We start from the raw sequence: 14508 nt of genomic DNA, 5'->3' as shown, positions 1-14508 counted from the left end.
AGTTCAAATGATTAATTTGCGGAATTCTTTTAGATATTAATCATAGATTCATCAGATGATTGAAATGATTTTATATGCAATAATGCTAGGTGTATCCTTGAGTCTTATCTTGATAGGACCAGCATTTTTCCTTTTGATTGAAACAAGCTTGACGAAAGGTTGGCGCTCGGCTATAGCTTTAGATGCAGGTGTCATCGTAGCAGATTTGATTTGCATTGCATTTGCTTTTTTCGGCTCCAAAGACTTAATTCATTATATAGAAACACACCGCTCGCTATATATAATTGGCGGATTTATCATTATGATTTACGGTTGCTATATGTTTGTTTCTAAACCAACCCTGCATATCAACAATGAAGCATTGGTTAACAAAAATTATATCAAAACCTTTTTCAATGGATTTTTGATGAATATTTTAAACATAGGGATTGTCATTTTTTGGTTTGTCGTTGTAGGTTGGGTTATTTTAAACTACACCAAAAGTTACGAAATTGCTTTATTTATGGGCGTGGCACTGAGTGTTTTCTTTTGCATAGACTTGGCCAAAATATTTTTAGCAAGGAAATTTCAGAGAAAAATGAGCGATGAGTTGGTTTATAAAATCAGAAAAGCGTTGGGGGTTGTGTTAGCCATTTTTGGTTTGGTAATTTTACTCAAAGGATTCATTTCCTTTGACCCAGCAGATCATATTTTTTTCAAAAAATCTCACAACATACAAAATATAAATACAACAAGCGATGAAAATCCTTAGTCACATACTATTAGTTTTTTCAATACTATTAATTTTGATTGGTGTTTATTTTGATTTAATTGCTCAAAATCAAAGTTTACAAGATAAATTCTACGGCGCAGGTTCGCTTTTATTTTTCTTTGTTACGATTCCGATTTTTTTAATTTCACGTAGAAACAGCAAAAGCTGGGAAAAATATCGTTGGAATCCAGAGGAATTCAAAAGACAGCAAGATTCAAAATAAATTAATATAAAAAATTTTTAAAGCCTTTTAAAAAAACAGTAAAAGTATAATAAAAATATGAAGTCACCTCATCAACATCTTGTTTTTTCAGCACAGAAGTATGTTTTTGTTATCCTAGCCATAGGGCTTACGGTAGCCAGTTTATACCTTGGCAGGTCATTTTTTGTACCCTTTGCATTTTCACTATTATTTGCCTTCATTTTATTGCCCTTAGTTTGGAGATTTGAGCGGTGGGGAATACATACGGTCGTAGCGATTATATTCACTTTTTTGATAGTGATAGCTATCTTTTTCGGTATTGTTTTTTTCTTTGGTTCACAGATTTCATATTTAATCTCAGATTTTCAAGAATTTTCCAAAAGATTTGAAACACTTTTACAAATCGGTATAGATAAATTCAATGCCACATTTTATTTTTTACCACCCATTGATGAGCAAAAAATCCAAATGAAACTCACCGAATTGGCACAGACCAAAGGCGGAGGTTTTTTAGGTACCACCTTTATTCAGACTTCCTCCTTTTTAGCCACAGCATTTCTTGTGCCAGTTTATGTTTTCTTACTTTTATTGTACCGAAAAGGCATAAAAATGGGAATACTTTTGCTATTCAATAAATCCAGAAGACAGCAGGTCAATCAGATTTTGACAGAAGTACAGACGGTAGGCAAAGATTACCTAGTAGGTATATTTATATTAATGATAATTTTAGCGATACTCAACAGTATTTCCTTATTAATCATCGGGGTTGATTATGCCATAATGTTTGGTTGCTTGGCAGCGATTTTAGTTGTTATACCCTACATTGGGACATATCTTGGGGCAATACTCCCCATTTTATACGCACTCATCACCATGGATGCCCAAAGCGCATTTTTTGTCTTAATCGCTTTTGTTATAATAGAAGCATTGGAAAGCAACCTCTTAACCCCAAAAATCGTGGGGAGTAATACCAGTGTCAACCCATTAGCAGCCTTTGTCGCTTTGATAATAGGAGGATTAATCTGGGGAATTGCAGGGATGATACTTTCGATTCCCTTTATAGCGATGCTCAAAAAAGTCTTCAGTCATGTCGTTGGTTTGCAGCCACTTGCAGCCTTATTAGGAGAAGATATATATGAAGAAGACGTCATTTCACTCGAGCAAATAGAGAGAGAGTTTTATGAAGCAAGCAAAAAAGAAGAAAATAAAAAGCCCCATTTAGCTTGGCGTCTTTTGAAAATCTGGTTTAGCAAATCAAAAGAAGAGATTACCGACAAAGAAGAAGCTAATTTAGATTAATCGGATAAGCAAAATTTCATGAATCAGAAGAAGCAAAAACATTGCTCAAATCTATAAAATCAACAACACTCAGCTGCTCAGCACGTAGATTTAAAACTTCACTAATTTTGAAATCCACAGAATAATTTAAACTTTTCAGTGCATTGCGTAGCGTCTTTCTTCTTTGATTAAAAGCCGTTTTCACAAGTGTAAAAAAATACTTTTCATTTAAAATTTCAAACTTAGTATCATTTCGTGTCAATCGAATTACAGCCGACTTCACCTTAGGTGGCGGAGAAAACACATGCTCATCAACCGTAAAAAGATACTCCACATCATAATAAGCCTGCACTAGAACAGATAATATTCCGTAGGTTTTACTCCCATGTGTTGCCACAACTCGTTCAGCCACTTCTTTTTGGAACATCCCGACCATTTCAGGAACTATATTTTTATTTTCTAAAATTTTAAATAAAATTTGAGAAGAAATATTGTAAGGGAAATTCCCTAAAATTGCTAAAGGAGCATTAAAATTTGCTGAAAGATTCATCTTTAGAAAATCTTCGCTATAAATTTTTAATCTTTCTTGAGTTAAATTATACTTTTTATTCAAAAACTGAACAGACTCTTCATCGATTTCCACAACCTGAATATTTTGATTTTTCTCTATCAGAAATTGAGTCAAAACACCCATACCTGGTCCAATTTCTAAAACCTGCTCATAGCCTTGCCAAGATAAAGATTCAACAATTTTTTGTGCAACGTTTAAATCATTCAAAAAATGTTGCCCCAAATGCTTTTTTGCTCTCACGCTCATGCCACAAAGATACTAAGAAAATCATCAGAGAGAATTGCTCAGATAAAAAAATGAAAGAAACAATTTAATTCAAAATTTTAAAATTTTTTAAGCCTTTAAAAATTTATTAGATTTCGTATAAAAATTATATTTTTACCATTCCTTTTAAAAAATCATAGAATTATGCTGCAAGTGAACGAAATTCGTAACGAGCGAGAAAAAATTGAAGAAGGTTTAAAAAAAAGAAACATTCAAGATTTAAATTTTTTAGATGAAATTATTTCTTGGGATGATGTACGTAAATCTACTCAGTATGAGCTAGATAATATATTGGCAAAATCTAACCAGCTGTCTAGAGAAATCGGCGAATTATACAAAAACGGCAAAACCGAAGATGTAAATGTACTAAGAGCAGAAAGTGCAGAGCTGAAGAATCAGACCAAAACGTTGCAAGAAAAACTCAATGAAACAAAAACTAAAATAGAGCAACTTCTATTTGAAGTGCCCAACCCTGTACACCGTAGCGTACCAGCAGGGAAAGGCGAAAGTGAAAACATCATCATCAAAAGCGTAGGTGAACCGACCGAAAATGATTTACTACCACACTGGGAATTAGCTAAAAAATATGATTTAATCGATTTTGAACTGGGTACAAAAATCACTGGTGCTGGATTTCCCGTCTATAAAGGGAAAGGAGCTAAGTTGCAACGTGCTCTGATTCAATATTTTCTAGATAAAAATACGGCAGCAGGATACACGGAAGTTCAAGTACCTATATTAGTCAATGAGGCTTCCGCACGCGGTACAGGGCAGTTGCCAGATAAAGAAGCACAGATGTATGAAGTTCAGCTTGATGGTTTTTACTTGATTCCTACGGCAGAAGTTCCTGTGACTAATATTTACCGAGATGAAATTTTAGAAGAAAAAGATTTACCTGTTTTATTGACGGGTTACACGCCTTGTTTCCGTAGAGAAGCGGGTTCGTATGGAAAAGATGTGCGTGGCCTAAATCGTCTTCATCAATTTGATAAAGTGGAAATTGTACGTATAGAAAAACCCGAAAATTCTTATGAAGCTTTAGAAAATATGAAAAATCATGTGGAAGAGATTTTGAATGAATTAGGCTTCACATACAGAATTTTACACCTCTGCGGTGGCGACACTGGTTTCGCCTCAGCATCAACTTTTGATTTTGAAGTTTGGTCTTCAGCACAAGCAAAATGGCTAGAAGTGAGTAGTGTTTCTAATTTCGAAGCATTCCAAGCCAACCGATTAAAATTAAGGTATAAAACGGAAAAAGGAACCGAGCTATGCCACACATTGAATGGTAGCTCATTGGCTTTGCCAAGAATTTTAGCTTCTCTACTAGAGCATTACCAGACAGAGGATGGCATAGCAATCCCAGCAGTTTTACATGCTTATTGTGGATTTCAATCTATTGAGAATTAAATTTTTAAGCCCTTTATAAATTTAACATTTAAAATAAAAAAAAAGCTTTTAAAAATTTTATAAAAAAATCTAAACTATACTGAAAATAACGAGAAATCTTCTGATTATCAAAACTTAGATAAAATATATGGTATGAAAGCTATTTTTCACTTATTTTTCTAAGCCTTAAAAAAAATTAATTAAAGTTTAAACAAATCACCAGAGAAATTCATTTTATGAAATACGTTATTGCATTTACTTTCTTTTTTCTAAGTCTTGAAAAATTTTACTCACAAAAATCAGAGTTTCGTGGCGTTTGGATAGCAAGCGTTAACAATATAGATTGGCCCAAAAATGCGCTAGATTCTAATGAGAAGAAAAAAGAAGATTTTCTAAAGCTTATTAAATTTTATAAAGATCTAAACTTTAATGCCGTTATTGTACAAATCAGAACGGCGGGCGATGCATTCTACCCAACTCGCTTTGCCCCTTATTCCCGTTTTTTGACGGGGAAAGAAGGCGTATCGCCACAGGGAGATTTTGATTTCACCAAATGGATGATAGACGAGGCTCACAAAAATGGAATGGAGTTTCACGCTTGGATTAACCCATACCGTGCGACGACAGATTTAAATAAAAAGAATTTAAGCCCAAAGCATGATGTTTTTCAGCATTCAGATTGGATGATTCAGTACGGGAATAGATACTATTATGACCCTGGCTTACCACAAGTGGAAGCACATCTGCTCAAGCTAAGTGAGGAGATTTTAGATAACTATGATATTGATGCTCTGCATTTTGACGATTATTTTTATCCTTATAAAATTGCGGGTAAAAACTTTAACGACCAAAATTCTTATTTAAAGTATAGAGAGAAAAATCAAAGTTTAGAACAATGGCGACGCTCCAACGTAGATTCGCTCATCTTCAAGCTTCATCGTCTTATCGAGAAAAAGAAACCTTGGGTAGATTTCGGGATTAGCCCGTTTGGTATTTGGCGAAACAAAGATAGAGACCCGCGGGGCTCTGATACCCGCGGCGGGCAATCTAATTATGACGATTTATATGCCGACCCGCTGCTGTGGGCAGAAAAAGGCTGGATAGACTACCTAGTGCCACAACTTTATTGGAGCTTAGATTATCCAGTAGCATCTCATCGCGTATTAGCTAAATGGTGGAATGATAATGCGGCAAATACGAAAATCTACATCGGTAATGCACCGTATAAAATCAATGACGGGAAAGACCGAGCTTGGTATCAACCTAAGGAATTAGAAAAACAAATTGAACTGGCAAGAGCGACAAAAAATATTTATGGAAATGTGCTTTTCAGTGCAAAATCATTGCTACATCATACACAAATCACACAAGAATTGAAGCATAATATTTATCAAAATCCAGCTTTGGTACCAAAGACTAAAAGAGATTCTGCGGAGGTTTTGATTCCACAAGTGGTGCGATTTTCTAATTTAAAAGCAGAAATTCAAATTCCTGAAGCTCAAAACATGAGATGGCTTTGCATTTACGAAAAACAGAGTGGAGTAGGAGAGCAAAACTGGATTTTGAAAGATAAAGTCTTTGTGACAGGAGTGGAGGATACGCTAGTGGTTTTGGTAGAGCCATTTTTAGGATTAGAAAATCATGCATTTAGCCTTATTGATTTATACAAAAATGAAAGTCAAAAAGTTCAAATTCCTGAATTTGTGAATGAGCTTCGATGAATTTTTTTTAAGCCTTAGAAAAAATTAAGGATTTTGTAGGGTGAGAACAAATTCAATTTTATCAGACATTGAAAGTCCATTCGGGTTGCAACCTAGCTTCCCTTCAGGGGCTTCCAAGCCTTGTTTTTGGTAAAATTCATTCCAATAAACATCTATTTCACCAGTTTCTGGATTTTTGAATGTCATAGGTTTTAGTTCAAAAATTTGATGTTCTCGGAAGATTCGTTCGATGAAATCAGAACAATAGTAGCTGGAATCACTAAGAATATATGTAAAATTATAAGGCTTACCAAGCATTTGAGATGCTTTTTCTAAAGCGTGGGGAATAGCCTTTTGATGCTCTTTTTTAAGCCGAAATATGTCAATTTTCACATCATTATGATTTTTGAGAAAAGAATTTAAAGATTCTATTTTTGAGCCACCTTGGGCTGTTGCATGGTAAACTGAAATCGCATTTTTTCTTTTTTTGATGATTCCTATATGGTCGTAAGAAGTTTCTTTGCTTTCTTTGGTTACTCGGCTGATTGCACCAGATAAATGCTTCTCATTAGATTGGACAAAAATTAAATCGCCATTTTTTAAGCTACTGAATTTCATTGTTTTACAAGAATATGAGAATAAAGCAAATACAATGAAGAACCCGTAGCACATTATTAAACGAGATTTATTTTTAAAATTACTTAAGTTTTTTTCGGAGAATACAAACATATTGAGTTATTGAATTGCTGTAAATTGTAATTGTTTTCGTTAAAATTCTTATTTTAAAATCCTCAAAAAATTTTAGATTTCTTTTAACCATAAACGGAATTGATTTAGGTTTTAATAAATCATTTACTTTATGAATAATTTATTCTAAACACAGACTGCTCTATTTTAGAAATTTTTTAAGCCTTAAAAAAAATTAAAATAATCCGTTGATTTCACCTTGAATTTTATCAATAATCAAACCTAAATCTTCACGATTGCTTACAAAGTCAATATGATCAACATCAATGATGAGCAATTTCCCGTCATTGTAACCTTTGATCCATTCTTCATATTTTTCGTTAAGCCGATTGAGGTAATCGATGCTAATGGTGCTCTCGTATTCGCGGCCGCGTTTCTGAATTTGCTTGACTAGCGTGGGGATGGAAGCTCGCAGATAAATCAATAAATCGGGCGCTTCTACAAAGGAATTCATCAGGTTAAAGACTGTTAGATAATTTTCATAATCTCGCGTCATCAGCAAGCCCATATCATGCAAGTTGTTGGCGAAAATAAAAGCGTCTTCGTGTATCGTACGATCTTGAATGATGTCTTTGCCGCTCTCTCGAATTTCTTTGATTTGCCTGAATCGACTACCTAAAAAATAGATTTGCAGGTTGAATGCCCATTTTTCCATATCATTATAGAAATCATCTAAATACGGATTTCTATCTACGTCCTCATACTGAGCTGTCCACTCAAAATTTTTAGCCAAAAGTTCTGTAAGTGTAGTTTTCCCTGCCCCAATGTTTCCAGCAATAGCAATATGCATGATTAAATTTTTTTTGATTCAACAAAGATAAAATCCAAAAGAAAAGTTTCAAAAAAATTAAACATATAATTTTGCTCAGATTTCAAATGAATATATAAATTTTGATAAATCAAGTGATTCTCATTAATTTTACTTTTACTAAAAAAAACAATCTATGGAATGTTTGCGAGGGACAGGAGTTGCATTGATTACACCTTTTACCAAAAATAATGAATTGGATGAGAGGGGCTTAAAAAATGTAGTAAACCATACGGTGGAGTGTGGTGCAGATTTTTTGGTAGTGCTGGGAACGACAGCAGAAACTCCAACACTTAGTGCTAAAGAGAAAGAGCGGATCAAAGAGCTAATCATAGAAGAGAATAATGGGCGTTTGCCGTTAGTCTTGGGAGTGGGAGGTAACAATACTTTTGCCGTTCAGCAAGAGATTTCACAAGGTGACTTTACGCATTTTGATGCTATACTTTCAGTTTCTCCGTATTATAATAAACCAACGCAGCAGGGAATTTATGAGCATTTTCGGTTTATAGCAGAACATGTTGATAAAAAAATTATCATTTACAATGTGCCAGGCAGAACTGGCAGCAATATAGAGAGCCGAACGACTTTGCGTTTGGCTCAAGATTTTGAAAATATTGTTGGAATAAAAGAAGCGAGCGGGAATTTTTTACAAGGCTTAGAAATTATTGCAGAAAAACCAGATGATTTTTTGGTGCTGAGCGGTGATGATGAGTTGGCTGTTTCCACGACTTTGGCTGGTGGAGACGGGGTGATTTCTGTGATAGGGCAGGTAGTCCCAGAATATTCACGAATGATAAATTTAGCATTGAATAAAAAGACGACTGCGGCTTATGAAATTTTCTATAGCATTCAAAATTTAATAAAAGCAATTTACTTGGAGGGAAACCCAGCGGGAATCAAAGCTCTGCTTGAGATAAAGGGTATTTGCAGTCGATATACGCGATTGCCAATTATAGCAGCTAGTTCGCAACTTGTAGAGAAAATAAAAGTGAGTGAAATGAATAAAAATTTTAAAAATAGGCTTTAGAAAAATCATATTTTATTGTATTCAAAAAATCCTTACTTTTGCCAAATGATTAAACATTTTATATGGTTTTTTAGCGTTTTATTTCTGTTGCAATCATGTAATAAAACTTTTGAAGAAGCGCTAAAAAGCGATGACCCTCAATACATTTTGCAAATAGCAGACCAAATGTATGAAGAAAAAAGATGGGATAAAGCTTTAGAATTATATCAAAAAATAACTGCGAGCTACGCTGGGACTCCCCAAGCAGAAGAAATCGCTTGGAAGGGAGCTTATGCAAATTTTTATGATAAAAATTACCCCTTGGCAGCTAAGCAGTTCAAAAATTTCTTTTTAGGATTCAATAAATCTGAACGAGCTGAAGAAGCTCTATATATGTCAGCTTTTAGCTATTATAAAGGCTCACCAGAATACAATTTAGATCAATCTAACACGATCGAAGCAATCAAAGAATTGCAAGGTTTTATAGACGTTTACCCTGATTCTGATAGGGTGGCGGAAGCGAATCAATTGATTAATGAATTACGAAAAAAGCTGGAAAAAAAGTATTTTGAAATCGCTAAATCGTATTTTACAACGCTGTACTATAAATCAGCAGCAAATAATTTTGAAAACTTTATAGACGACTACCCTGACTCTAATTACCGAGAGGAAGCTTACATGTATCTAGTGAAATCTAAAGCAGAATTGGCTTTGCAAAGTGTGTTTGATAAAAAAGAATTAAGATTAAAAGAAGCTATAACTACCTATCGTTTGTTTTCTAGAAATTATCCGCAATCTCAGTATGCTAAAGAAGCCGCTGATTATTACAAAAAAATAGAAAACGAGTTAGAACATCATCAAAAAATCCTAAAAAATAATCAATAAAATATATGAGCACAGATTTTAAAAACGTTGTAGCAGATGCTTCAACAAAGACATATAACCGAGCAGAAATTCAAAAACCAACGGGCAATATCTATGAAGCCATCGTCATCATGGGGAAAAGAGCAGAACAGCTAAACTCAGAGATAAAAACTGAACTCTTAGATAAATTAGATGAATTTGCTTCTAACAATGATACATTAGAAGAAATTTTTGAAAACAGAGAGCAAATCGAGGTTTCTAAATTCTATGAAAGATTACCTAAGCCAACCTCTATCGCCGTGCAAGAGTGGAAAGATGGTGAAATCTATTTCCGTAAACCGGAAGAAGAAAAGTAAACATGTCTCTAGCAGGTAAAAAAATTCTCATAGGCGTTTGTGGCGGCATTGCAGCCTATAAAATCCCTTTACTTGTTCGTTTATTAAAAAAAAATAAAGCCGAAGTTCGTGTAGTGATGACTGCTTCGGCTATTGAATTCGTTAGCCCTTTGACTTTAAGCGTACTATCAGAATCAAAAGTTTTATATGAATTTCAAGATGAAAAACATCAGTGGAACAATCACGTAGAACTGGGGCTGTGGGCAGATGTTTTTTTAGTTGCACCCGCTACAGCTAAAACAATTTCTGCTATGGCACATGGGTATGCAGATAACTTGTTGCTGACCACATATTTGAGTGCAAGATGTCCTGTTTTTGTTGCACCAGCCATGGATTTGGATATGTATTCTCATCTTTCTACAAAGAAAAATCTAGAGAAATTAGCACAGTTTGGAAATCACATCATAGAATCAACTGAAGGTGAACTAGCGAGTGGATTGGTAGGTAAAGGAAGAATGGAAGAACCAGAAAAAATTTTTTTAAGCCTTCAGAAATTTTTTGAAAATAAAGAACGCCTCAAAGGAAAGAAAATTTTGATTACCGCAGGTCCCACGCACGAAAAAATAGATCCAGTCCGTTTTTTTGGAAACCATTCCACAGGTAAAATGGGCTATGCCATCGCTAAAGTCGCTGCTGATAATGGAGCAGAGGTCAAGCTAATTTCAGGTCCCGTTCATTTAAAGTTAGAGCATAAAAACATAGAAATCATTTCGGTAGAATCTGCTTTGCAAATGTATGATGAGGTGGAGAGGAACTTTGATTCTTGCGATGTAGCTATTATGACAGCGGCTGTAGCCGATTACCGTCCCGAGCAGGTTGCTGCACAAAAAATCAAAAAAGAAGACGAACTGCTGAATCTTAAATTGATAAAGAATCCTGATATTTTGAAAGAAATGGGCAAAAGAAAAAAGCATCAATTGCTGATAGGTTTTGCCTTAGAAACTCAAAATGCTGTAGAAAATGCCCAAAAAAAGTTAACTAAGAAAAATGCTGATTTAATTGTACTTAACTCGCTAGAGAACCAAGGCGCTGGCTTTGCACATGCGACTAATCAAGTGGATTTTGTAACCCCCGATGGCGTGCAACATTTTGATTTAAAATTAAAGTCAGAAGTTGCAGAAGATATTATTAATTTCATAATAGAAAGCATGTAGATGAAACCCATTTTTTTGATTTTATTGTTTTTTTTAAGCCTTAAAAATTTTTCACAAGAAATTTTAGCTGAGGTGAATGTGGATTATTCCCAAATTCAAACCAGTAAAAGATCTAGCTTTGTAGAGTTGCAAAAGAGTTTGAAAAACTTTATAAATACAACACAGTGGACCAAAAGAAATTTAAAAGCTTTTGAAAGAATTCAAGTAAGTTTTTCTTTGATAATCACCGAGCAAATTCAAAATAACACTTACAAAGCTCAACTTCTCGTGCAAAGCCGACGTCCCGTTTATCACTCCGACTATTTCTCACCGATAGTGAATTTGACGGATAATGATTTTACGTTTAAATACATTGATTTTCAACCATTAATCTTCAATCAAAGAAAATTTAGTGGAACAAATTTAACAGATGTGATTGCCTTTTACATTTATTATATTCTGGGGGCAGATGCCGATACATTTAGGCAAAACGGAGGCAAAGAATGGTATGAAATGGCTCAGCAAATTACTAATAATTCACAAAATCAAGATTTCTCTGGCTGGAGTCGTACCGATGGAATAAGAAATCGGTTCACACTGGTGAATTCAACCTTAGCTTCTCAAAATACCCCAATTCGCTTGATGATGTACCAATATCATAGAAAAGGTTTGGATATTATGCATGAAAATCAAATTTCAGCTAAAAAAAATATAGGAAATGCATTGTTAAGCTTAGATAAACTAATTTTTTCTAATAACTACACACAAAATTATTTTTTAGACAACGTGTTACAAGCTAAAAACAACGAAATTGCACAAATTTTTAGCGGAGGAGAACCAGCCGTGTTCCCGATTGGAGATTTGAGAAACTTACTTCATAAAATTGCCCCGAATTATTCTGATTCTTGGGAAAAACTGAATAAATAACCTATGCTTAAACATTTATTCATCAAAAATTATACACTAATCGATGAGTTGAATTTAGATTTTGCTCAAGGTTTTACGACGATTACGGGAGAAACTGGAGCAGGGAAGTCAATTTTGCTCGGTGGGTTAAAGTTGGTATTGGGCGAAAGAGCAGATTTAAAAGCCTTAAAAAATTCTGAAGAAAAATGCGTCATCGAAGCAGAATTTGATATTTCTAATTTGGGTTTGCAGTCCTTTTTTTTAGAAAATGATTTAGATTATGAGCCATTGAGTATTCTGCGGAGAGATATTTTACCCTCTGGGAAAACCCGTGCTTTTGTGAATGATGTTCCAACTACGCTGAGCGTGATTTCTGAATTGTCTAATCACTTGATTGATGTGCATTCACAGTTTGATTCTGAGAATATCATCACCGCTGAATTTCAATTTGATTGGCTAGATACACTTGCTAACCAGCTGAAATTAAGAGAAGAATATCAAACTTTACTTTCAGAATTTCATCAAACCGAAATGGAATTAAAAGAATTTATTCTTCAGCAAAAAACCTGGGAAAAAGAAAGAGAATTAAATGAGTTTATTTTCACAGAATTGGATAGCATTGCGGGCTTAGAAAACATCGTTTTAGAAGATTTAGAAGCAGAATTAAATCGTTTAGAAAATGCAGAGCAAATTATTCAGAATTTATCACAGATGGATGTGCTCATCAGCGGAGAGCCAGGGATAGAACAGCTTCTGAATGAATTGTTTATGAAAATAAAAGAAGTTTCAACTTACTTTAAATTAGGGCAAGAAATTCAATCAAGGATAGAAAATGTCAAAATTGAAATCAATGAGCTAAGCAGAGACATCAGCCATAGTGCTGATGATATAGAACCCAACCCAGAGTTGCAGCAAGAAATAAAGGAAAAAATAAATAAAGTAAATGCTTTGCTGCAAAAGCATAAAAAAAATGATATCGCAGAACTAGTTGATTATAAAAATGAATTGTCTGAGAAATTACTGCAAGCAGCTGAGTCAAATGAAAATATTCAACGTCTTGATAATAAAAGAGTTGAGTTGCTTCAGCAACTAGAGAACCTCAGTGAAATCTTGATTGAAGGGAGGAAAAAGGTTATACCCAATGTAGAAAATGAAATTTTAGAAAGCTTAAAAAAAATGGGGATGGGTAAATCTAGAATTTCCATCCAAATAGAAAGAATTTCTCATTTTAATCAGTATGGGAAGAATCAAATACAATTTCTATTTTCTGCCAATCCGGGCTTAGAACTTACGCCGATAGAAAAGTCAGTTTCTGGTGGTGAGCGCTCTAGATTGGTTTTAGCCATCAAAAAAAGTTTGTCGCGCTATCGTTCATTGCCCAGTTTGATTTTAGATGAAGTAGATACAGGGGTTTCGGGGAAGATTGCCGGGCAAATGGGGCAGATGATGAAAGAAATGAGCCAAGATCTTCAGGTTATTGCCATTACGCATTTACCACAAGTGGCAGCTTTGGGGGAACAACACCTGAAAGTAGAGAAAAAGATAAGTGGGGAGAAAACAACAACGAATGTCTCTAAATTGTCTGATAATGAGCGTTTAAACGAAATAGCTCAAATGATTAGCGGAGATGAAATTAGCGAAGCAGCATTGAATCAAGCTAGGGAACTCATTTCATAAACTATTCTTGCATAGCAAATAATATTTTGTATATTTATGCTTAAGTTTAAAGTAAATAGATGAGAATATTAGTTTGTATAAGCAGTGTTCCAGACACGACCTCTAAAATAAATTTTACCGAAAATGCTAAAGCTTTTGATAAAAATGGAGTTCAGTTTGTTATCAATCCATACGACGAATATTCTCTGACTCGAGCCATTTGGTTTCAAGAAAAGCAAGGTGCAGAAGTTACAGTTTTGACTGTGGGAGGTGCAGAAGTAGAACCTGTGATGAGAAAAGCCTTGGCTATAGGTGCTAATGAGGCGATAAGAGTAGATTCACAACCAGTAGATAGTTTCTCCGCAGCAAAGAAAATTGCAAAAGTAGCTAAAGAGAAGAAATTTGATTTGATATTAACAGGTATAGAATCAATTGATTACAATGGTTCAGCGGTGCCAGGCCTGTTGGCGGCAATGTTGGATTATACGTTTGTGAATAATTGTATACAACTGGAAATCGAGGGGAAAGATGCTCATGCGACATCAGAGATAGATGGAGGAGAAGAAAAATTGAGTTTTATGCTACCAGCAGTGATAGCAGGTAAAAAAGGTATAGTGAATGAGGCAGATTTGAAAATTCCAAATATGCGCGGAATTATGCAAGCTCGTTCAAAAAAACTAGAAGTAATAACTGGCATTAATGTAGAAACTCAAGTGAAATATCAACGTTTTGAAAAACCAGAGCCTCGCTCATCGGTTCGGTTGATAGATAAAAATAATGTAGAGGAACTTGCTCGTATTCTGCATGAAGAAGCTAAAGTGATTTAAAAAAAGTTAGA

15 protein-coding genes are annotated in these 14508 nt (G+C 34.5%); 12 read left to right on the top strand and 3 right to left on the bottom strand.

Features of this window, described 5'->3' with window-relative positions:
* The first annotated feature begins 55 nt into the window (after window positions 1–55).
* The 3 genes from QOX03_RS04900 to QOX03_RS04890 are packed head-to-tail and all read left to right on the top strand — an operon-like array spanning window position 56 to window position 2252.
* Window positions 56–751 carry a LysE family translocator gene (locus QOX03_RS04900; protein ID WP_283670250.1) on the top strand — a complete coding sequence of 232 codons (696 nt, stop codon included), beginning with the start codon at window positions 56–58 and terminating at the stop codon, window positions 749–751.
* Window positions 738–974, top strand: a complete 237-nt coding sequence (locus QOX03_RS04895; RefSeq protein ID WP_283670249.1) for a hypothetical protein — start codon at window positions 738–740, stop codon at window positions 972–974. The genes QOX03_RS04900 and QOX03_RS04895 overlap by 14 nt, the downstream gene beginning before the upstream one ends.
* 57 nt (window positions 975–1031) lie before the next feature.
* Complete coding sequence (locus tag QOX03_RS04890; RefSeq protein WP_283670248.1) at window positions 1032–2252, top strand: AI-2E family transporter; 1221 nt, start codon at window positions 1032–1034, stop codon at window positions 2250–2252.
* 16 nt (window positions 2253–2268) lie between these two features.
* Here QOX03_RS04890 and rsmA read toward each other — a convergent pair whose 3' ends face one another.
* A complete protein-coding gene (rsmA, locus tag QOX03_RS04885; RefSeq protein WP_283670247.1) occupies window positions 2269–3048 on the bottom strand; it encodes a 16S rRNA (adenine(1518)-N(6)/adenine(1519)-N(6))-dimethyltransferase RsmA in 780 nt (259 codons plus the stop codon).
* Between the two features lie 162 nt (window positions 3049–3210).
* Between rsmA and serS the strand changes: the two genes are divergently transcribed.
* Complete coding sequence (gene serS, locus QOX03_RS04880) at window positions 3211–4476, top strand: serine--tRNA ligase (RefSeq protein WP_283670246.1); 1266 nt, start codon at window positions 3211–3213, stop codon at window positions 4474–4476.
* A gap of 215 nt (window positions 4477–4691) precedes the next feature.
* Entirely contained in the window at window positions 4692–6176 is a 1485-nt protein-coding gene (locus QOX03_RS04875) for a glycoside hydrolase family 10-like protein (protein WP_283670245.1), read from the top strand.
* A gap of 24 nt (window positions 6177–6200) precedes the next feature.
* Here QOX03_RS04875 and QOX03_RS04870 read toward each other — a convergent pair whose 3' ends face one another.
* Both QOX03_RS04870 and QOX03_RS04865 read right to left on the bottom strand, forming a co-directional pair.
* Entirely contained in the window at window positions 6201–6773 is a 573-nt protein-coding gene (locus QOX03_RS04870) for a YiiX/YebB-like N1pC/P60 family cysteine hydrolase (RefSeq protein ID WP_283670244.1), read from the bottom strand.
* 304 nt (window positions 6774–7077) lie between these two features.
* A complete protein-coding gene (locus QOX03_RS04865) occupies window positions 7078–7692 on the bottom strand; it encodes a deoxynucleoside kinase (RefSeq protein ID WP_283670243.1) in 615 nt (204 codons plus the stop codon).
* A gap of 154 nt (window positions 7693–7846) precedes the next feature.
* Here QOX03_RS04865 and dapA point away from each other — a divergent pair, with 154 nt between their 5' ends.
* From dapA to QOX03_RS04830, 7 genes are read left to right on the top strand one after another with little or no spacing between them, the layout of a single operon-like run.
* Entirely contained in the window at window positions 7847–8737 is an 891-nt protein-coding gene (gene dapA / locus QOX03_RS04860) for a 4-hydroxy-tetrahydrodipicolinate synthase (protein ID WP_283670242.1), read from the top strand.
* Between the two features lie 45 nt (window positions 8738–8782).
* Entirely contained in the window at window positions 8783–9601 is an 819-nt protein-coding gene (locus QOX03_RS04855; RefSeq protein ID WP_283670241.1) for an outer membrane protein assembly factor BamD, read from the top strand.
* Between the two features lie 5 nt (window positions 9602–9606).
* Complete coding sequence (locus QOX03_RS04850; protein WP_119057574.1) at window positions 9607–9936, top strand: DNA-directed RNA polymerase subunit omega; 330 nt, start codon at window positions 9607–9609, stop codon at window positions 9934–9936.
* A 2-nt stretch (window positions 9937–9938) separates the two neighbouring features.
* A complete protein-coding gene (gene coaBC, locus QOX03_RS04845) occupies window positions 9939–11129 on the top strand; it encodes a bifunctional phosphopantothenoylcysteine decarboxylase/phosphopantothenate--cysteine ligase CoaBC (protein ID WP_283670240.1) in 1191 nt (396 codons plus the stop codon).
* A complete protein-coding gene (gene porD, locus QOX03_RS04840; RefSeq protein ID WP_119057576.1) occupies window positions 11130–12035 on the top strand; it encodes a type IX secretion system protein PorD in 906 nt (301 codons plus the stop codon).
* Between the two features lie 3 nt (window positions 12036–12038).
* Window positions 12039–13691 carry a DNA repair protein RecN gene (locus QOX03_RS04835; RefSeq protein ID WP_283670239.1) on the top strand — a complete coding sequence of 551 codons (1653 nt, stop codon included), beginning with the start codon at window positions 12039–12041 and terminating at the stop codon, window positions 13689–13691.
* Between the two features lie 59 nt (window positions 13692–13750).
* A complete protein-coding gene (locus QOX03_RS04830) occupies window positions 13751–14497 on the top strand; it encodes an electron transfer flavoprotein subunit beta/FixA family protein (protein ID WP_283670238.1) in 747 nt (248 codons plus the stop codon).
* Window positions 14498–14508: the final 11 nt, after the last annotated feature.

This window comes from Candidatus Ornithobacterium hominis (assembly GCF_951229915.1).
In the GTDB taxonomy this organism is placed as follows: domain Bacteria; phylum Bacteroidota; class Bacteroidia; order Flavobacteriales; family Weeksellaceae; genus Ornithobacterium; species Ornithobacterium hominis.
This window is presented reverse-complemented; position numbering and strand designations above follow the sequence as displayed.

Excerpts from the sequence above, each read along its gene's own strand:
- QOX03_RS04850 (WP_119057574.1), top strand. The coding sequence starts at position 9,607 with ATGAGCACAGATTTTAAAAACGTTGTAGCAGATGCTTCAACAAAGACA.
- QOX03_RS04865 (WP_283670243.1), bottom strand. The coding sequence starts at position 7,692 with ATGCATATTGCTATTGCTGGAAACATTGGGGCAGGGAAAACTACACTT.
- QOX03_RS04900 (WP_283670250.1), top strand. The coding sequence starts at position 56 with ATGATTGAAATGATTTTATATGCAATAATGCTAGGTGTATCCTTGAGT.
- dapA (WP_283670242.1), top strand. The coding sequence starts at position 7,847 with ATGGAATGTTTGCGAGGGACAGGAGTTGCATTGATTACACCTTTTACC.
- porD (WP_119057576.1), top strand. The coding sequence starts at position 11,130 with ATGAAACCCATTTTTTTGATTTTATTGTTTTTTTTAAGCCTTAAAAAT.
- serS (WP_283670246.1), top strand. The coding sequence starts at position 3,211 with ATGCTGCAAGTGAACGAAATTCGTAACGAGCGAGAAAAAATTGAAGAA.
- QOX03_RS04890 (WP_283670248.1), top strand. The coding sequence starts at position 1,032 with ATGAAGTCACCTCATCAACATCTTGTTTTTTCAGCACAGAAGTATGTT.
- QOX03_RS04895 (WP_283670249.1), top strand. The coding sequence starts at position 738 with ATGAAAATCCTTAGTCACATACTATTAGTTTTTTCAATACTATTAATT.
- QOX03_RS04855 (WP_283670241.1), top strand. The coding sequence starts at position 8,783 with ATGATTAAACATTTTATATGGTTTTTTAGCGTTTTATTTCTGTTGCAA.
- QOX03_RS04835 (WP_283670239.1), top strand. The coding sequence starts at position 12,039 with ATGCTTAAACATTTATTCATCAAAAATTATACACTAATCGATGAGTTG.
- coaBC (WP_283670240.1), top strand. The coding sequence starts at position 9,939 with ATGTCTCTAGCAGGTAAAAAAATTCTCATAGGCGTTTGTGGCGGCATT.
- QOX03_RS04875 (WP_283670245.1), top strand. The coding sequence starts at position 4,692 with ATGAAATACGTTATTGCATTTACTTTCTTTTTTCTAAGTCTTGAAAAA.
- rsmA (WP_283670247.1), bottom strand. The coding sequence starts at position 3,048 with ATGAGCGTGAGAGCAAAAAAGCATTTGGGGCAACATTTTTTGAATGAT.
- QOX03_RS04830 (WP_283670238.1), top strand. The coding sequence starts at position 13,751 with ATGAGAATATTAGTTTGTATAAGCAGTGTTCCAGACACGACCTCTAAA.
- QOX03_RS04870 (WP_283670244.1), bottom strand. The coding sequence starts at position 6,773 with ATGAAATTCAGTAGCTTAAAAAATGGCGATTTAATTTTTGTCCAATCT.